The 17,144-nt window shown below is 54.7% G+C and carries 19 protein-coding genes; 8 read left to right on the top strand and 11 right to left on the bottom strand.

Annotated features, from left to right (window positions below; translation table 11 throughout):
- The first annotated feature begins 230 nt into the window (after positions 1-230).
- A complete protein-coding gene (locus ABJI30_RS06525; protein ID WP_348016376.1) occupies positions 231-1,205 on the top strand; it encodes an MBL fold metallo-hydrolase in 975 nt (324 codons plus the stop codon).
- Between the two features lie 26 nt (positions 1,206-1,231).
- On the opposite strand, the gene purH is transcribed toward ABJI30_RS06525, so the two are convergent.
- The 5 genes from purH to htpX form a co-directional block, all read right to left on the bottom strand.
- Positions 1,232-2,824 (bottom strand): bifunctional phosphoribosylaminoimidazolecarboxamide formyltransferase/IMP cyclohydrolase, encoded by a 1,593-nt coding sequence (gene purH / locus ABJI30_RS06520; RefSeq protein ID WP_348016375.1) that lies wholly within the window; start codon positions 2,822-2,824, stop codon positions 1,232-1,234.
- A 10-nt stretch (positions 2,825-2,834) separates the two neighbouring features.
- A complete protein-coding gene (locus ABJI30_RS06515) occupies positions 2,835-4,628 on the bottom strand; it encodes a heparinase II/III family protein (protein WP_348016374.1) in 1,794 nt (597 codons plus the stop codon).
- A complete protein-coding gene (gene rpe, locus ABJI30_RS06510) occupies positions 4,625-5,287 on the bottom strand; it encodes a ribulose-phosphate 3-epimerase (protein WP_348016373.1) in 663 nt (220 codons plus the stop codon). Before rpe ends, ABJI30_RS06515 begins: the two co-directional genes overlap by 4 nt.
- A 118-nt stretch (positions 5,288-5,405) precedes the next feature.
- Positions 5,406-6,686: an RsmB/NOP family class I SAM-dependent RNA methyltransferase gene (locus ABJI30_RS06505; RefSeq protein ID WP_348016372.1), complete on the bottom strand. Its 1,281-nt coding sequence runs from the start codon at positions 6,684-6,686 to the stop codon at positions 5,406-5,408.
- Positions 6,687-6,736: 50 nt separating this feature from the next.
- Positions 6,737-7,642 (bottom strand): zinc metalloprotease HtpX, encoded by a 906-nt coding sequence (gene htpX / locus ABJI30_RS06500; RefSeq protein ID WP_348016371.1) that lies wholly within the window; start codon positions 7,640-7,642, stop codon positions 6,737-6,739.
- A gap of 85 nt (positions 7,643-7,727) precedes the next feature.
- Between htpX and ABJI30_RS06495 the strand changes: the two genes are divergently transcribed.
- Positions 7,728-7,922, top strand: coding sequence for a DUF1674 domain-containing protein (locus ABJI30_RS06495; protein ID WP_348016370.1), 195 nt, complete (start codon positions 7,728-7,730; stop codon positions 7,920-7,922).
- Positions 7,923-7,958: 36 nt separating this feature from the next.
- Positions 7,959-8,291 (top strand): hypothetical protein, encoded by a 333-nt coding sequence (locus ABJI30_RS06490; RefSeq protein WP_348016369.1) that lies wholly within the window; start codon positions 7,959-7,961, stop codon positions 8,289-8,291.
- 9 nt (positions 8,292-8,300) lie between these two features.
- Here ABJI30_RS06490 and ABJI30_RS06485 read toward each other — a convergent pair whose 3' ends face one another.
- From ABJI30_RS06485 to ABJI30_RS06475, 3 genes are read right to left on the bottom strand one after another with little or no spacing between them, the layout of a single operon-like run.
- Positions 8,301-8,648 carry a nuclear transport factor 2 family protein gene (locus ABJI30_RS06485; protein ID WP_348016368.1) on the bottom strand — a complete coding sequence of 116 codons (348 nt, stop codon included), beginning with the start codon at positions 8,646-8,648 and terminating at the stop codon, positions 8,301-8,303.
- Positions 8,645-9,604, bottom strand: a complete 960-nt coding sequence (gene bla, locus ABJI30_RS06480; RefSeq protein WP_348016367.1) for a subclass B3 metallo-beta-lactamase — start codon at positions 9,602-9,604, stop codon at positions 8,645-8,647. Before bla ends, ABJI30_RS06485 begins: the two co-directional genes overlap by 4 nt.
- Before the next feature lie 51 nt (positions 9,605-9,655).
- Complete coding sequence (locus ABJI30_RS06475) at positions 9,656-10,417, bottom strand: helix-turn-helix domain-containing protein (RefSeq protein WP_348016366.1); 762 nt, start codon at positions 10,415-10,417, stop codon at positions 9,656-9,658.
- 127 nt (positions 10,418-10,544) lie between these two features.
- Here ABJI30_RS06475 and ABJI30_RS06470 point away from each other — a divergent pair, with 127 nt between their 5' ends.
- Complete coding sequence (locus ABJI30_RS06470) at positions 10,545-10,982, top strand: hypothetical protein (protein WP_348016365.1); 438 nt, start codon at positions 10,545-10,547, stop codon at positions 10,980-10,982.
- On the opposite strand, the gene ABJI30_RS06465 is transcribed toward ABJI30_RS06470, so the two are convergent.
- On the bottom strand, positions 10,979-11,965 hold the full coding sequence (locus tag ABJI30_RS06465; RefSeq protein WP_348016364.1) for an SDR family oxidoreductase: 987 nt from the start codon (positions 11,963-11,965) through the stop codon (positions 10,979-10,981). The genes ABJI30_RS06470 and ABJI30_RS06465 overlap by 4 nt on opposite strands.
- Before the next feature lie 100 nt (positions 11,966-12,065).
- Here ABJI30_RS06465 and ABJI30_RS06460 point away from each other — a divergent pair, with 100 nt between their 5' ends.
- Positions 12,066-12,890: a TauD/TfdA family dioxygenase gene (locus tag ABJI30_RS06460; RefSeq protein ID WP_348016363.1), complete on the top strand. Its 825-nt coding sequence runs from the start codon at positions 12,066-12,068 to the stop codon at positions 12,888-12,890.
- Positions 12,891-12,912: 22 nt separating this feature from the next.
- Complete coding sequence (locus ABJI30_RS06455; protein ID WP_348016362.1) at positions 12,913-13,785, top strand: alpha/beta hydrolase; 873 nt, start codon at positions 12,913-12,915, stop codon at positions 13,783-13,785.
- 38 nt (positions 13,786-13,823) lie between these two features.
- Here ABJI30_RS06455 and ABJI30_RS06450 read toward each other — a convergent pair whose 3' ends face one another.
- Together ABJI30_RS06450 and ABJI30_RS06445 are read right to left on the bottom strand one after the other, a co-directional pair.
- Positions 13,824-13,994, bottom strand: coding sequence for a hypothetical protein (locus ABJI30_RS06450; protein ID WP_348025303.1), 171 nt, complete (start codon positions 13,992-13,994; stop codon positions 13,824-13,826).
- Between the two features lie 125 nt (positions 13,995-14,119).
- The gene (locus ABJI30_RS06445; RefSeq protein WP_348016360.1) at positions 14,120-15,169 is read right to left on the bottom strand and encodes an AraC family transcriptional regulator; all 1,050 of its coding nucleotides are present in this window, start codon (positions 15,167-15,169) and stop codon (positions 14,120-14,122) included.
- Positions 15,170-15,398: 229 nt separating this feature from the next.
- Here ABJI30_RS06445 and ribB point away from each other — a divergent pair, with 229 nt between their 5' ends.
- The gene (gene ribB / locus ABJI30_RS06440) at positions 15,399-16,715 is read left to right on the top strand and encodes a 3,4-dihydroxy-2-butanone-4-phosphate synthase (RefSeq protein ID WP_348016359.1); all 1,317 of its coding nucleotides are present in this window, start codon (positions 15,399-15,401) and stop codon (positions 16,713-16,715) included.
- Positions 16,715-17,137, top strand: a complete 423-nt coding sequence (gene ribH / locus ABJI30_RS06435) for a 6,7-dimethyl-8-ribityllumazine synthase (RefSeq protein ID WP_348016358.1) — start codon at positions 16,715-16,717, stop codon at positions 17,135-17,137. Before ribB ends, ribH begins: the two co-directional genes overlap by 1 nt.
- Positions 17,138-17,144: the final 7 nt, after the last annotated feature.

Genomic DNA, 17,144 nt, shown 5'->3' with positions numbered 1-17,144 from the left:
AAGGGTGACAATCGGAAATTCGCCTGCCTACATGGAAACCTGCCGGACAGATATCAGTGCTGTGGATGCATGATAATCCGGAAATCTATATTTGCTCACTCTTTGGATATTGCCGCAATTTGACGCAGAAAAAACGGCACGCACTTCAAGTTGTTCACTTTTTTGACATTATAACGGCAATTCGCCAAACATGGAACGTCCGGTACCGGACCAGGTTTTGGGGAAATATCTTGCGAAAATTACTTTACGCGATTGTCGCACTGGCTGTTCTGGTTGCGGTTGGCATCTGGCAAAGACACCGGATACTGTTTCCATTATTCACCACAGGTGAGACAGTGCAGCCCCTGACCGAAGCAAACCTGCCGGATGGTGGCGAGCCATTTGGCGAAAGCGGTTATTTTGTCGTGGTGCAGCTGGATGAGAAGACCTTTGCAGTTGCGGAGCCTTATTCCTGGGCGCGCAATGTGAACTATCTGATTTTGGGCACTGAACGCGCGCTGTTGTTTGATGCCGGCGTCGGGCATTATGATATTCGGCCAGTCGTCAAATATCTGACCGATCTGCCGATGACTTTTCTGCCTTCCCATCTGCATTATGACCACACTGGACAGGCAAGCTTTGATCGCATTGCCCTGGTTGATCTGCCACATCTTCGGGAACAGGCGAACGGTGATAGCTTTACCTTTAGCTGGGGTCAGCATCTGGGCGCGGCAGAGGGACTTGAACTGCCGACTTGGGAGATTTCAGACTGGATCAAGCCCGGTGACGAGATTGACCTGGGCAATCGCAAACTGACCCTGATTTACACACCAGGTCATACCGACAATTCGATTTCGCTGCATGACGAAGCCAGCAAGACCATGTTCACCGGTGACTATTATTCGGCCAATAACATGAGCGCCTATTATCCCACGGCCAGCATGGGCGACTATCTCCAGACGGCCAAAAAAATCCTGAAAAGAACAGCCCGGCAACCCGAAACGGTTTTGCGCGGTGCTCATTCATCGGACAGCGGTAAAATTCCCGCTAGATCCCACGACGATGTCCAGACCTTGCACGATGCACTGATCAAAATCCAAAGCGGGGAGTTAAATGGCGAGGGTACTTATCCCGCCATTTATGCCATTGACGAGGGTGTAGTCATGCAGGCGGAACCCGGCTGGCTCCAGAATTGGGACACAACTTATCCTGATCCGGTAGAATAGCTCAACCGCTCCGGTTGCCCCAATCCCTAGTGCCGGAAATGCCGCATGCCGGTGAACAGCATTGCAAGACCGGCTTCATCAGCTGCCGCCACAACTTCGTCATCCCGGATCGAACCGCCCGGCTGAATGACTGCGGTTGCACCGGCCTCGACTGCGGCCATCAAGCCATCGGCAAACGGGAAAAACGCATCCGACGCAACAGCCGATCCGATCGTAAGCGGGGTATCCCAGCCCGCCTTTTCTGCCGCATCCTTGGCTTTCCATGCGGCAATCCGTGCTGATTCCAGCCGGTTCATCTGACCTGCGCCGACACCTGCGGTTGCCCCGCCTTTGGCATAAACAATCGCGTTGGATTTCACATGCTTGGCAACAGTCCAGGCAAACAGACAATCTGCCAGTTCCTGCTCGGACGGCTGACGTTTGGTGACACATTTCAGATCATCCCGAGAAATCTGACCATTGTCTCGCGATTGCAGAAGATAGCCGCCCGCAATGGACTTGAACGCCATCCCGCCGCGCGCTGGATCAGGCAGGTCTCCGGTCAGCAGCAAACGCAAATTTTTCTTTTTGGCGAAGATCGCACGGGCTTCATCATCGGCCGACGGTGCGCAGACGACTTCCGTGAATATGCCGGTCATCGCTTCGGCCGCTGCGCCGTCCAGCGGGCGATTCACTGCGATAATTCCGCCAAAGGCAGACACGCTGTCACAGGCCAGAGCCTGTTTGTAAGCATCCAGAACATTGTCTGCACTGGCTACACCGCAAGGGTTGGCGTGCTTGACAATCACGACTGTTGGCGGTCCATCACGAAATTCACTGACCAGCTCGAGCGCAGCATCTGCGTCATTATAATTATTATAGCTCAACGCCTTGCCTTGCAGCTGCTCCGCTTGTGCAATGCCTGAAGCGGAGGGCCCATTGGGCAGATAAAGCGCCGCCTTCTGGTGCGGGTTTTCACCGTAACGCAATTCCGTCGGCTGGCTCATCGTCAGTGGCAGGGTTTCCGGGAACATCAGGCCCTGATCGGCAAAACCAAACCACTGTGCAATCATGCTGTCATAGCTGGCGGTTGCGGCAAATGCCTTGGCCGCCATCTGTTTGCGAAACGCCAGACTGGTCGCGCCGTCGCCCTGCTTCAGTTCTGAGAGCAATGTACCATAGTCGGAAGGATCGGTGACGATGGTGACAAAATCATGATTCTTGGCAGCGCTGCGTACCATGCTGGGGCCGCCAATATCGATATTCTCGATTATCTCGTCACGCTCCGCACCTTTGGCAACTGTCTGCGCGAACGGATAGAGATTGACGATCACAAGATCGATACCGGCAATGTCATGTTCGTCCATCGATGCGACATGTCCCGCATCGTCGCGCCTGGCGAGCAACCCGCCATGGACTTTCGGGTGCAAGGTCTTGACCCGGCCATCCATCATTTCCGGGAATTGCGTTACATCGGATATATCCGCGACTTCCAGACCCGCGTCGCGCAATGCCTTGGCCGTCCCGCCAGTGGAAATCAACGCGACCCCCATGGCCGCCAGTTCCCTGCCCAGCTCAGGCAGTCCGCTTTTATCCGATACGGACAGCAGGGCCCGCTTGATTGCAATATTATCCGTCATATTATCCATTTTACCCCATATGCTTGAGCAGCCAGCCCGTGGCGCCGCCGCCACTGCTCACTGATCCCGTAATCACCATTTGCATCACCTCATGGGGAATCCCCATGCCATCGACCCAGATACTGTCTTCCAGAGCGATGGTCCCGCCAGTCGAACGGAACTGCCACAAATTTCCGTCTTTCAACCGCAACAAGACACCCTTGCCGTCCGATATGAGATCACTCTCGATATCCGGACCAAGATGGAACCGCAGTGCAAATTCGATATCATCCTTTTTGCGGCGGCGCTTCTTGCCGTCGGGGATAAGCATGTCCTCCCCGCGCAATTCCAGACCGTCGGAACGCAAAAGCAACAACCGCTTGTGGATCAGTCCAAACCGCCGCCCATAGCCATCATGATTGGCCTCGAGCCGGGTTGCATTTTCGACATCGCGCCGGAACAGTTCGACTTCACTGACCCCGCGCCCCAACTTGCCATCGGGCAGGATCGATGTGCTGTTGCTGTTGTCGATACACAATGTGCTGTGGGCCGCCGTGGTTCGCAATCCTCTTGCCAGCGATGCCGGGATGGTGGCGCCGACCAGACCCGCACCGCCGCAATTGCAAATGATCCTGTTGTCGCCATTGGAGAATTCAAACGCCAGTGTCGAGGCGCAGCCTGCAACCGACATCCGCGCAATCGGGGGTGGGGCAGCATCGAGGATCAGAACCGATCGGCCGGAGGATACCCTCTGATATCCCCAGTCCCGCGCCTGCCGCAGTGGCCGCGCGCGAATACCGCTGGCATCAACGACCTGATCCACAATATCTGCAGAAATCGCACCGCTGCCCTGCCAGTTGCCCATGCTGCCGTCATAATGCGCCAGCCCGGTCAACGGCGGGACTGCCAATGCCAGCGCATCTGCAACAAACTCCGGAATCTCTTCGCCTCGTGCCTGATAGACCTGACCGAGCATCGAAAGCAGGATGACGGCATCCATCTGGTTGAGCGGGGAACGGGAGACAGATCCCCCATCAGCATAGAAAAACTCACCCATGGCCTTCTCAAGACCGGCTTCGCCGACAATCTGTCGCACCCGGCCATCGGGAATGAGCAGTGACGAAGCGACAACTCCGCTCCACGCCACCAGTCTGCCCAGACTGGATGTAGCCTTGTCGGCTGTCCGGTCGAGATGTCGCGCGGTCCGTGCGATGTTGTTCAAAACCTTGGAGCGATAGACCAGATCATCTGAAGACAGGATCAGCGGCGCATGGCTCGCCCAGATCAGCAGGCGCCAGCCGCAGTTATCCGGACGCCATGCAGGCTGACGGATTTTCGATCCATTGGCCTCGAGCCATTCTTCCATCAGTTTTTCGGCAACCGGTACTGCCTGATCTCGTGAAGCCGCCGTATCAAGATCGCGCAGCCACTGAAAACGATGAACGTAATCTTCAAATGCCGGCGGCAGTTTCAGCTCGGCGAAATTGATGCCATCGAGATTTTTCTTCAAGCCCCGAAACAAAAAATGCCCGGCGCGCACAGCCATGCCCTGTACCCGATTGCCATCGACAGGATCTACCGGAACCGCCAGCAGTCTGAGCGGCAATTTTCCAGACAGGCGCAACTTGTGCAGTGGCATGCGCCAGGTCATGCGATAATATAGCAAGGCGGCTTGCTCGGCGAGCGACTGGCCCCGGTCGCCGCTGTGGCGCAACGTCAGACTGCGGCCTTCTGGCGCCTCTGTTGCTTCACCGGCATAACGATCCCGTTCGGGACGATTGTCCTTTTCATGTTCCGGATCCTGATCGCGCCAGTCCTGGTTCATTCACCCCTCAAGCCGCTGATATTGGTAGCGTAATGCTCTGCCCCGCCGCGGAAGGTTGCGGTTCCGGCAACCAGCGTATCAGCACCGGCGGCAATCGCGAGAGGTGCGGTTTTCTGATCAATGCCGCCATCCACTTCCAGACGGATATCCTTGCCAGTGGCATCAATGCGATTGCGGATCGCTTCGATTTTCCGCAACTGGCTGTCGATGAAACTCTGGCCGCCAAAACCGGGATTGACACTCATCACCAATATTAGATCGAGGTCTTCAATCAGATAATCCAGACAATCGAGAGAGGTGGCGGGATTGAGCACCAGCCCGGCCTTTTTCTCCAGCGCATGAATTGTTTGTACGGTCCGGTGCGGGTGAGCTCCGGCTTCGGGATGGAAAGAAATCAAGTCTGCACCGGCGGCAGCAAAATCTTCCAGAAACTGATCAACCGGTGCGATCATCAGATGTACGTCAAACGGCTTTTCACTGTGAGGGCGCAATGCTTTTACGACGCCAGGACCAATCGTTATATTGGGCACAAAATGCCCATCCATCACGTCGATATGGATCCAGTCGCAACCGGACTCGTCAATCGCTCGGACTTCTTCTCCAAGACGTGCAAAGTCAGCAGATAAAATGGATGGAGCAATGCGGATCGGGCTGGTCATGGCAGTTCCTTTGTGCGCCCGCGTTTAGGATTTTTAGATCAGCCCTGCAAGCCGCGATTCGGTTCGTATCCCAATGGCCTGTGGACAAAGTGGGGACAGCATTGATTTTTCAGCAAAATCAGCTTTTCCGGCGCATCCGGGCGATAAAAAACCCGTCAAGATACCCCTTTTCGGCCAGCATGTTTGGCAATGTTCGGACACAGCCATTTTCGGTTGGAGCGATACCTGTTGGCAGCTCTTCAGTGGTCACGGCATCCAGCGTAAAATCAACGTGCCGCTCGAGGAACCCGTCTATCTGGTCTTCCCCCTCCTCCGGTTCGAGCGAGCACACTGCATAAAGCAAAATGCCGCCCGGCTTGACCCAGGACGCGGCTTTATCGAGCAGCCTGGATTGCAGATCTTGGCGCTCGGCGATCTGCCGCGCGCCGATGCAGTGGAGCACATCCGGGTGGCGGCGGAATATCCCCGTGGCGCTGCACGGTGCGTCGAGGAGTACCGCATCCGCCGTGCCTTCCGGCTCCCAGTTCAGCGCGTCCGCTATGACAACCTTACCTTCAAGGCCGGTGCGGGACATGTTTTCATGATAGCGCACCATGCGTTTCTCGGAACTGTCGACAGACACCAGGTTCCAGCCGCTCGCCGCAAGCTGCATGGATTTCCCGCCAGGTGCTGCACAAAGATCAAAAATGGTTTTGCCTTCACCGTTCCCCAGCAGGCGGGCAGGGATAGAAGCCGCGAGATCCTGCACCCAGAATGCCCCTTCTTCAAAACCTTCAAGCTGCGTGACCGGGCCGTCTGGTCGCATACGGAGGTGATTGGAGATCAGCGATTCCCCTTCGAGAGCCGGTGCGGTTTCGATTGATTTGAAACTCAAATCTGTCGGCGCCTGACCCGCCCAGGCCCGGCTTGCAGCACCGGCAACCTCTTCTCCCCAGTTATGGGTCCAGCGGTCGAGTGTTTCTCCCGGAATCTCGGGATATTCGGGCAAGGCAAGCTTGCCGGATTCAATACCGCGCATCACGGTGGAAAAGACACCATGTACCAGCCGCCGCGGCCCACCATGAACCAGCGGCAATGCAGTTGAGATCGCAGCATGTTGCGGTGTTTCGAGTATCAACACCTGCACCAGTGCAATGCGCAGGGCCATCCGCGCCTTTGCATCATCAGCCAGCCGGTTGCGCGTCGCGCTGTCAATCATCGCATCCAGAGCGGTCATCCAGCGCAGGACATTGGCGGCAATATTATGCGCCAGCGATTTGTCGGACGGGTTGTTGAGCCGACCGGTCGCAGACGCCATCGCCTGATCCAGAGTTTCCCCGCGCCGACAAACGGCATCAAGTAGTCGCAGGGCTGCCTGGCGTGTGGCCAGACCCGGAATTTTGTGATTTGCTTTTTCCATCGGTTGCGGCCTTAGCCGCTATGAGCATGCAAGCGAAGCGGTTTATCGGGTTAACGTGACCGGGTGGGGTCAAGCGCGCTGCGACGGTTTTTCAACCGGCTCATGTCTCCAATTTCATCCGAACGACTGGACCATCCATCTGCTCCGCCGCTGCCTGCCATGTCCTGAAGCGCGGCAATCCGGTCTTCGGTTGGCGGATGGGTTGAAAACATCTGACGCACGCCCGCGGGAACGATGTATAACTGTGCCGCAGCTGGATTTCGCTCGGCGACAGGGTTCTGGATGCGCTGGGCTTCGCCTGAAATTTTGGCCAGCGCCGAGGCTAATGCCAATGGTTTGCCGCTGATTTCCGCAGCGGACCGATCGGCACCAAACTCACGCGTCCGGCTGATTGCCATTTGCACAATCATCGCCGCAAATGGTGCAATTAATACCGCCATGATACCGGCAATTCCGCGATTGCTTCGAAAGAACATCCCGAAATTGGCGAGCATGGAAACCGCGCCAGCGATAGTCGCAACCATGGTCATGATCAGCGTATCACGGTTCTTCACATGGCCCAGTTCATGTGCCATCACGCCTTCGATTTCATCAAAGCTCAACATATCGAGTAATCCGGTCGTCGCAGCCACTGCCGAATGTTCCGGATCGCGTCCGGTCGCAAATGCATTGGGTTGTGGCTGATCGACAATATAGACTTTTGGCATCGGCAACTGCGCGCGCTGCGCCAGTCGCTCAACCATCGCATAGAATTCCGGATGGCTACCCGCGTCAACCTCCACTGCCTTGTGCATTTTGAGAACAATCTTGTCGGCATTCCAATATGTGAACAGGTTCATGCCCGCAGCTACAATCAGGGCAATAATTGCGCCTCCACTGCCACCCAGAGAATAGCCCATCACCATGAACAGCGCCGTCAGCGCGGCCAGCAGCATTGCGGTTTTCATGAAGTTCATTGGATACACTCGCTTGATTATGAGGTTATTTCCTTCAATATAGGGAGCGAGGCGGGTATTTTCAATTTTAGGAAAGTTTGAAAACATGACCGAAAATCACAGCAAGCCAGACCGGGAACCAGGCCAGCGTCCTGCCCATGTCAAACCGCCTGCCCATCTGTCGAAAAGCCCGCCTGTACCTGAACCCGACCCACTGGATTCAGGTGAAGGCGAAAAGGACAAACACGGGCCGACACGCTACGGTGACTGGGTGGCAAAAGGCATAGCGGTCGATTTTTAAAACGGTGCAAAGGGAAACCAGAGGAGTTCGTCCAAAATGGTGACGGTTAGCGCAGAAGTCGCTGCACTTATTGGCGCAGCTGTGGGTGCTGGCTCATCTCTGTTAACGACTTGGCTGGCGCATAAATTGCGAACCCGCCGTGAAAATTCCCTCGATGAAAAAAGGCGGATGCGGTTGAAGCTGTTGCTGAACGGGAAAAGATATAAATGGCGGGACATTGATACTCTGGCCTCTGCCATTGGCGCGGATGATATCAAGACCAAGGAATTGTTGATCGAAATTGATGCCCGTCAGAGCCTTTCCAATAATAGCAGCTGGGGACTAATCTCGCGCAATCCCTATCCGGAAGACATCCAGCCGACGGAATAAGAGCCCGATCTACGCGGCGGGCACCGCATAAAAATCCCGATAGGATATCAACTGGCCGTCGCGAACCTTGTAAAGGCCTACCCCCTCGACATCGCCATCCGGGCGTTTCCACAGCCAGCGGGACCAGGCCACGCCGCCATCACCGGCTATTTCCAGCACCTCAAAGTGCATTTTTTTGTCGGCCAGTTCCTGCGTGAGATGGCGGAGCAATTTGGTGATCGCTTCCTTGCCTTCAACCCGTCCGATGGCTGGATCTTCGAACACCGCATCGTCAGCAAAGAGCGGAATCAGCTTCGTATAATCATGCCCGTCCTGAATCTCCCAAAAAGTCTCGATGACCTGTTTTGCATCTGTCATTTCCTGGCCTCTTTCTGTTTCTGCAATGCTTTTTCGAAAGCCGCTTCCAGCCGGCCCATCATCGCCGGAAAGCCCTCGCGATCGACAAAGGCCAGCGGATCACCGGCAATCTGCTTGTCACGCTTTTCCGCCATGCCGAAAAACTCGGCGTGATTGGACAGGAAAACATCCGGTTTCCAGTCTCTGGTGGTGGCAAATGTCTGGCGGTAATCGGCCACAATGCCTTCATATTGAGGCGGCCCCACCAATCGGTTGGCAGCAACCGACGCCGAGCAAAAGAACAGGGTTTCGTAACTCTCGCCGCCTTGATCGACATCCATCATCCAGGATGTGCATCCGCGTGTGTGCCCCGGTGTGATATGTGCTGTAAGCTTGGCTGCGCCCAGCGTCACGGTCTCGCCATCCGCAATCACCCGGTCGACTGTAACCGGCGGTGCATTCAGATATTCAACATCTTCTGATCCCAGATAGAAACCCCCTTCCAGCGCCGACTTGTCACCCGCACTCGCAAAAAGCCTCGCCCCGGTGATTTCCTTCAATTCCGCAAGGCCGCCGCTATGGTCGATATGGGCATGGCTGTTCAGCAAGATTTTAACTTCCTTGGGGTCAAAGCCAAGCCTGGTTATCGAATCTGCGATCCACTGTCCCTGACCCGGCATCGCACCGTCGATAACAATATGTCCCTCGCTGGTCGGGATGAATAACGCGCCAAGTCCCTTGTTTCCGACATAATAAACAGCGCTGCCTTCACCGCCGATAATCCGGAAAGGTTCCTGTTTCTGAAACCATGAAGGGAAGTTTTTCTGCCAGTCAAAGCCCGGAACTTGCTTTGTCTCCGCGAGTTTGCTGATGGTTGAAAGCGTGTCTGTCTCGCCGGCAGTTTCGGCAGATGGAGCTGAAACACATGCAGTGGCAACCAGAATCGGCAGTGCCATGCAGAATTTTGATAAAGCCATCTATCCCTCCTCGTTAAATGCTTAGATGATGGGCACGCTTCCTGCCAGCAGCTATCTTTCAAAAAACTGAATGGTGTCCTCATCCATCGGGAACATTAGTTCGATACGGGTTTCTCCGGCTCGGGTATCCTGTACCGTTCCGAATTGTGCAATGGTGGAAAAGACGGACAAGCGTGTTTCACCCACACGCAAAATAGTGGGTATGACTGCCTGATTCAGGTTGATTTTCGACATGTCGGCATTTTTGACGCGTTCCATCGCGGAAAGACGCTGCGTCAGAGCAGAAAGTTTCTCGTCCCCCCCCAATTCCAGTATCTCGGTACGCAAGCGCGCCAGCGACAATAACGCCACTTCCTCCCAATTTTCGAGAATACCCGTTCCGGCGCTGTTGATCAGCACATCCATCATGTTCGCCTGACCATTGGTACTGGCGAGAGCCAGAAGAAGCTGGGCGCCCTGATTGGATTTTACGACATTCCAGTGCCGGTCAACCGCGATACCCGGATAGGGATCATGCCTTTCCAGCATCGAATCAATGGCCTGGTTGACCGGCGCCAATTCCGGCGCATCCTCTGGCAGGCTCGGGTAAACCGGGGCAAAGCCGGCCGCATGCAGTGCCTGATTGGCGGCCGGACGGGGAAGCTGCAAAGCCTCGGAAAGCCGCATGACCATCTCCCGGCTGGGATTGGACCGTCCCGATTCCAGAAAACTGAGGTGGCGTGCCGACATTTCGGCTTCGAGCGAGAGATCAAGCTGGCTGAACCGGCGCACCTTTCGCCAGTCTTTGAGGATTGCTCCAAATTCGTTCTGCATCTTCACCTCCTGCAACAGCTGTCTCAATACATGCCATCCAAGCACCGGTCATGCACTTACTTGTGAGGTAATTGTTTTCGCTATCCAATGATGATCTAACGGCTCCAACGATTAGAGGAGAAACATAATGTCACCCCAAAAAACGGCAGGACTGATGCGGATCATCGGCTGGATATCAATTGTGACGGCCGCTCTGTTTGCATGGGGCAGCGTCTATGATCCGGGTGGAGCCAATGACCTTTTCATTTCATATGCTTCCTCCGGCGATGCAGGCATTGCAGGCATTGCGACACAGGAAGCCAAGCTGGCACTTGCGATTGCCGGCGGCGTGTTCGGCGGCCTGAGCGCCTTTTACCTGTTCATCTCTGCTCCCGGGATTGAACAAGGCAATGCGCTGATCAAGCGCGGAACCATATACGCGTTCCTGACATGGTTCGTCATCGACAGCAGTGCATCAATGGGCACGGGCAATGGATTTAATGTTGTGATCAACATTGCAATATTGGCCATTTATCTGGCCCCGGTTTTGCTGGTCCGCGATGAACCATCTGTGCAAACCGCCTAGCTTCGCCCGTTCACATCCTTAACCCAGGGACCAAATGGCGAGTTTCCGAGCATCGCCACCTGGGTCTGGGCACTCACGTCATTGATCGCAGTCTGCGGTATACGGCTGGGATGAACCGGAAGTCTTAGCGGACGTTTCCCGGGAGCCATCGCAATCACGCCGGCAATGGCGCGCGGAACATCTTTGGGATCGGTAGATCCGCCGCCGCTGCGCAAGGCTGCAGCAACCAGCTCGGGATAGGCTTCCTTGCGCTCGTCATCCGCCCGATCCAGCATTTTTGCGCTGAGTTTATTTCCATTATCCCAGATCTTTGTCGGAAATCCGCCCGGCTGGACTATGGTCACGTCAACGCCATGCGGGACCAGTTCATAGGCCATTTGCTCACACATTGATTCCACCGCAAATTTGGTGGAAGAGTAAAGTCCCATGCCCGGCACCATCACCCGGCCGAGCTGCGATGACACATTCATGATCAGGCCGGATTTTGCGGCACGCATTTTCGGCAATGCCGCGCGCGCGACGCGCTGATACCCAATGACATTGGTTTCAAACAGGTGCTGCATCATGGCGATATCCTGCAGCTCAACCGGCGCGCCTGTGCCAATCCCGGCATTGTTGATTACAACATCGAGCGCCCCGCCATTCAGACGTTCGGCCTCGGCAACCGCTTTCGCTACGGATTCGTCGGACAAGACGTCCAGTTCGAGCACCGTGACATCCGTATCTCCGGCCTCAGTCTTTAACGCACCGGCTTCTGGCCGGGACAGATTGCGCATTGTTGCAAAGACTTTCGCACCCAGTTCGGCATAATGGAGCGCGCCAAGATAACCAAAGCCCGAAGAACATCCGCTAATCAAAACGGATTTGCCTTTCAAACTGGCTCCTTCGCCAGCTGCAGCGGAAGACTGGCATGCTGTTAAAGCAACCCCGGTTGCAGCTGTGGCAGCAAGCATCTGGCGCCTGTTGATCGTTTTATCACTCATCCTGACTCTCCTGAAATTTTTCTGCGATCCCATTATCACAAAAATGGGATATAGACCTACGGGATAATAAGAATCGGACAGACAAAAAGGCAGAGGGCATATGGAAATTTCAAAAGCAAGCGATGCAGTGGGTGCAGAGGTGACGGATGTCAATCTCAGCCAGATCGGCGACGATCAATTTGCGGAAATCCGGTTGGCATTCCACGATCATGGAGCCCTGTTCTTCCGAGATCAGGATTTGTCTCCGGAGCAACATATCGAGTTTGCCGAACGCTGGGGCGATATTGATATCAATCGATTCTTTACCCCCGTGGAAGGCTATCCGCAGATTGCCAAGGTGCTCAAGGAAGCGGATCAGGAGATGAACATTGGCGGTGGATGGCATACCGACCACAGCTATGACCACGTTCCAGCCATGGGCAGCGTGCTCTATGCCCTGGAGATCCCACCCGCCGGCGGAGATACTTTATTCGCTGGCATGCAGGCCGCCTATGCGGCTCTGGATGATGAGATGAAGGCGCGTCTCGAAGGCTTGAATGCCCGACACGGCAACGCCCATATCTTTGGCAGGGACAGCGACTATCAGAAAAAATTCGGCGGGCGGTTCGGCAATACGGAATCGGCGGTGCAGGAAGCTGTTCATCCGGTTGTGCTTGCACATCCCGACACCGGCGTGAAAGGCTTGTACGTCAATCCCGGCTTCACGCTGGCGATTGAAGGCATGGAACCAGAAGAGAGCAACGCTCTGCTGGCAGAACTTTACGCCCATATCATGCAGCCCAAATTTCATTTTCGCTATAAATGGAGTAAAGGTGCGCTGGCAATGTGGGACAATCGTTCTACTTGGCATTATGCGCTAAATGATTATCAGGGGCATCGACGCTATCTCAACCGGATCACGGTTGCAGGCGTGCCGCTTCACTAAGCTCAAAGGATATCAGGCAACAATGGATTTGGTCGGCCCGGCTTCACACAGCTATTTTTCTCAGCGGCTCCGGCTGCATTATGCGGACTGGGGAAATGCCGGCAAACCACCGTTGATTCTGCTTCATGGTGGCAAGGATCATTGCCGCAACTGGGACTGGGTCGCACAGGAACTACGCGGCGACTGGCACATCATTGCGCCCGATGTCCGGGGTCATGGCGACAGCCAGTGGAGCACAGACGGAAATTACACAACCATGGCCATGGTGACAGATCTGGCGCAACTGATCCACCAGCTAGACCTGTCTCCGGTGACCATTGTGGCGCACAGCATGGGCGGCAATATCGCTCTGCGCTATACGGGATTATACCCGGAAACAGTCCGCAAACTGGTCGCAATTGAAGGTCTGGGGCCCTCACCTGAAATGCTCGCCGAGCGTGATAAAACGGGTCCGCTTCAGCGCGTCCGCAACAGTATCGAAGAAAAACGGAACGCTGCCGGCCGCCAGGTCAAACGCTACGAGACGTTCGAGACCGCACTGAAACGGATGCAGGATGCCAACGGTCATTTGTCTGATGAACAGGCCCGTCATCTTACAACCCATGCGGTGATCCGCAACGAAGACGGCAGTTACAGCTGGAAATTTGACCCCTATGTCCAGCACTGGGACAGCATCGATCTGCAACAGTCCGCCATCCATGAACTCTGGGGAAATATTACTTGCCCCACTCAGCTACACTACGGAGACGACAGCTGGGCCAGCAATCCTGAAAAGGATGGTCGGATGCAGTATTTCGGAGACAATGTTGCGGTGAAGAGTTTCGCCAATGCCGGGCATTGGCTGCACCATGATCAGTTTGATCAGTTTGTCGGAGAGCTCAGGGCCTTTTTGTGACCATCATGACAATGATGTTTCGAACAGGCACAAAACGTTTAGCTATCGATCTTGTCGGTCTGGTCCAGGCCCGATGCCATCGCATTAATCTGTTCCAGCGCTTCACTGATCTTGATCGCCGGCATTCGTAGTCTTAGCCTGTCTGCAATTTCCAGACATTCTTCCAGATCACGCTGCAATTGAACGATCACGTCCTTCTGGTCATTCACGGTGGTTACCTTCAGAAGAGTTCGGACATTATTACCGTTATTCTGATGCACGCGATTGTGGCTTAACGTCTTCTCAAAAGTTTGAATTTCCCGTTTTTGGGAAAATGAGAAGTGTTTTAGCCGGTTCAGGCAGTCTGGCGCGTGGCGATCTGACGATCCCGATATTCCGTGGGCGCCACTCCAAATTCCGCTTTGAAGACCCGGTTGAACGACGGAATTGAATTGAACCCGGAATCAAACGCAATGGTTGTGATGGGCGCAGCATCAAACATCGGGTCGGACAATGCGGATTGCACTTCCTTCAAGCGATAGGAATTCAAAAACTCGCGAAAGTTCCGATAGCCCATGGACTGGTTTATCAACGACCTGAGCTGATATTCATGTATTCCGGATTTGTCCGCGAGCGTGCTTACGTCCAGATCATGTTCGCGGTGAATGTTGGTTTCCATGATGCTTTTAAGTCTTGCGATTTTTTCTTCATCTGAAACCTCGGTCTTTTTGGTACCAGCCTTGTTTGGTGTCCTCGAGTTTTCGCGCACGTAGTCCATGCCGAATACCGCGATCATCGAGATCGCGAGCAGCAGCGCAGCCAGCGCCAGAATGACGTTCAAACTCAAATAGTAGATGGAGTTTCGATAATCCGAATTCAGCAATTCGCCTTCAAACGCCAGAACGGTGAAGGGCCGGACCAGAAACTGCAAAGCCATCAACCCAAACACGATGAACAGCAAATATTCCAGCGGGTGATGATGCCTGCTGTGCCAAAGCCTGGCAGCACCCATGAACAGGATCACGGCATAGGCGGCATTGGCCAATATGATGCGCATGTTTGCAAGGCCGCTTATCGAATGGATCCAGATCAAGATCGGGGCAACGCCAGCAAGAACGGCTATGGAAAATAGTTTGTCGACTTCCTGACCGGCTCTTTTGCACACGGACCAGACCAGAGCAAAGCAGGCCATGGAATAAAACACATGCGTGCCCAGCACATGCCACGCACTTTGTGTGGTTATGGCGATGTTGGATATGAAAATGCCGCAGGCAAATGCGAGATATGCGGCAGATACGCCCAGAACATGGGTTTTATCTTTCTGAACAAGCCAGAACCCAAAAAACGAAATGCTGAATATCAATGCAAACAGCGGATTCAATAAACCGGTGATCTGTTGGCCCATAAATTGGAGTCCAATAATCTAAATTTATGTTGCCCGCCACTTGGTACCTAATTGGAAAAGGGTGTTTGGACAAGCTACTTTAGAGAGCAATGCGTCAATTTGGCCCCGCCAATCCGGCCAGTTTACCGCGTCCAATCACATCCTATCACATTTGATGTGATATTCGGGCTGGACGTATCACATTACAGTGTGATAATGAGTCCGCACAGTTATTGGAAAGGGCGAGCCCATGAGCAAAATATTGATAGAGCAACTGATCGAACTGATCGATTCCGGCGAAGAAACCCGCGCCGGGCTGGCCCGGGCAGCTGGTCTTCATGCCAACAGCCTGCGGGCACTGGGACAACCGGACTGGAACCCGACGGCCGAAACATTAGGCAAACTGGAAACTTATCTGGCGCGTGGCGGCAGTGGTGTGATGGCAACAGCAGAAGAAATCATCAACGAAGCGCGCAATGGACGCATGTATATTCTCGTGGATGACGAAGATCGTGAAAATGAGGGTGACCTGATTATCCCGGCGCAGATGGCGACACCGGATGCGATCAACTTCATGGCCAAATATGGCCGCGGTCTGATTTGTCTCGCGCTCGACAAGGATCGGGTCGAGGAACTGGGTCTCGACATGATGAGCCAGAATAACCGCACCGCTCATGAAACGGCCTTCACGATCTCGATCGAAGCCCGTGACGGTGTCACAACTGGTATCAGCGCGGCCGATCGTGCACGGACAGTCGCGGTGGCGATTGACGGGACCAAAGGCAAGGAAGAGATTGTGACGCCGGGCCATGTCTTTCCGCTGCAGGCGCGCAATGGCGGCGTACTGGTTCGGGCAGGCCATACAGAAGCTGCGGTCGACGTCTCACGTCTCGCTGGTCTCAATCCATCCGGCGTGATCTGTGAGATCATGAAAGACGATGGCGAAATGGCACGGCTCGATGATCTTATCGAATTTGCCCAGCATCATGGCATGAAGATCGGGACAATCCGGGACCTTATCGCCTATCGCCTGCGCAACGATCATCTGGCAGCACGGCGGACAGAGGCGACTTTCGAAAGCGAATGGGGCGGCGAATGGAAAGCAATTACCTACTATAATACCGCCACGGAAACCGAACAGATTGTCTTGCAGAAAGGCCATGTTGATCCGGACAGTCCGACGTTGGTGCGGATGCATGCTATGACAATTTTCAATGACATATTCGGTGCCACCGGGCCAAGCGGTAAAATGCTGTCCGAATGCATGAAGATTATTGGCGAAGAAGGTGCCGGATTGATTGTTTTCATCACGCAGCAAAGTCCCCAATTTCTGTCCAATCAGGTCCGCAAACTCGCCGGCGAAAAAGGCCCCGGCATGGATCAAATCCGGGACTATGGCGTAGGCGCGCAAATTCTTACCGAGCTGGGGGTCAGCGACATGGAATTGCTGTCGAACACCAGCCATGATCTGGTTGGTCTCGATGCATACGGCCTGCGCATTGTCGGCCAGCGCGAGGTGCCGACTGGCGACACCGACATATCCACAAAAGAACTGGAGACCGCATAATGGCGAAATTCCTGATCGTTGAAGCCCGCTTCTATGACCATCTCAACGACATGCTGCTCGACGGCGCTCGCAGCACATTGAAAGCAGCGGGCCATGACCATGAGACGATTACGGTTCCCGGAGCTCTCGAAATACCGGGCGCGATTTCACTCGCCATCGATAGCGGCGAATATGACGGCTATGTCGCAATCGGCGTTGTGATCCGGGGGGAAACCTATCATTTTGAAATCGTCGCCGGTGAAAGTGCGCGCGGGATTATGGCGCTGACCATGGACGGAGCCGCCATTGGCAATGGCATTATCACAACCGAAGATGAGGAACAGGCGCTGGCCCGTGCCGACAAGACCCGGAAGAACAAGGGCGGTGAGGCCGCACAGGCAGCGATCGCCATGCACGAACTGGCTCTCAAGCTTGGTCAGTAGCTTGTGC

Origin of the sequence: Parasphingorhabdus sp. (genome assembly GCF_039968395.1) — a bacterium.
In the GTDB taxonomy this organism is placed as follows: domain Bacteria; phylum Pseudomonadota; class Alphaproteobacteria; order Sphingomonadales; family Sphingomonadaceae; genus Parasphingorhabdus.
This window is presented reverse-complemented; position numbering and strand designations above follow the sequence as displayed.

Coding starts and splice junctions, on each gene's coding strand:
- purH (WP_348016375.1), bottom strand. CDS start 2,824: ATGACGGATAATATTGCAATCAAGCGGGCCCTGCTGTCCGTATCGGAT.
- ABJI30_RS06515 (WP_348016374.1), bottom strand. CDS start 4,628: ATGAACCAGGACTGGCGCGATCAGGATCCGGAACATGAAAAGGACAAT.
- rpe (WP_348016373.1), bottom strand. CDS start 5,287: ATGACCAGCCCGATCCGCATTGCTCCATCCATTTTATCTGCTGACTTT.
- ABJI30_RS06505 (WP_348016372.1), bottom strand. CDS start 6,686: ATGGAAAAAGCAAATCACAAAATTCCGGGTCTGGCCACACGCCAGGCA.
- htpX (WP_348016371.1), bottom strand. CDS start 7,642: ATGAACTTCATGAAAACCGCAATGCTGCTGGCCGCGCTGACGGCGCTG.
- ABJI30_RS06495 (WP_348016370.1), top strand. CDS start 7,728: ATGACCGAAAATCACAGCAAGCCAGACCGGGAACCAGGCCAGCGTCCT.
- ABJI30_RS06490 (WP_348016369.1), top strand. CDS start 7,959: ATGGTGACGGTTAGCGCAGAAGTCGCTGCACTTATTGGCGCAGCTGTG.
- ABJI30_RS06485 (WP_348016368.1), bottom strand. CDS start 8,648: ATGACAGATGCAAAACAGGTCATCGAGACTTTTTGGGAGATTCAGGAC.
- bla (WP_348016367.1), bottom strand. CDS start 9,604: ATGGCTTTATCAAAATTCTGCATGGCACTGCCGATTCTGGTTGCCACT.
- ABJI30_RS06475 (WP_348016366.1), bottom strand. CDS start 10,417: ATGCAGAACGAATTTGGAGCAATCCTCAAAGACTGGCGAAAGGTGCGC.
- ABJI30_RS06470 (WP_348016365.1), top strand. CDS start 10,545: ATGTCACCCCAAAAAACGGCAGGACTGATGCGGATCATCGGCTGGATA.
- ABJI30_RS06465 (WP_348016364.1), bottom strand. CDS start 11,965: ATGAGTGATAAAACGATCAACAGGCGCCAGATGCTTGCTGCCACAGCT.
- ABJI30_RS06460 (WP_348016363.1), top strand. CDS start 12,066: ATGGAAATTTCAAAAGCAAGCGATGCAGTGGGTGCAGAGGTGACGGAT.
- ABJI30_RS06455 (WP_348016362.1), top strand. CDS start 12,913: ATGGATTTGGTCGGCCCGGCTTCACACAGCTATTTTTCTCAGCGGCTC.
- ABJI30_RS06445 (WP_348016360.1), bottom strand. CDS start 15,169: ATGGGCCAACAGATCACCGGTTTATTGAATCCGCTGTTTGCATTGATA.
- ribB (WP_348016359.1), top strand. CDS start 15,399: ATGAGCAAAATATTGATAGAGCAACTGATCGAACTGATCGATTCCGGC.
- ribH (WP_348016358.1), top strand. CDS start 16,715: ATGGCGAAATTCCTGATCGTTGAAGCCCGCTTCTATGACCATCTCAAC.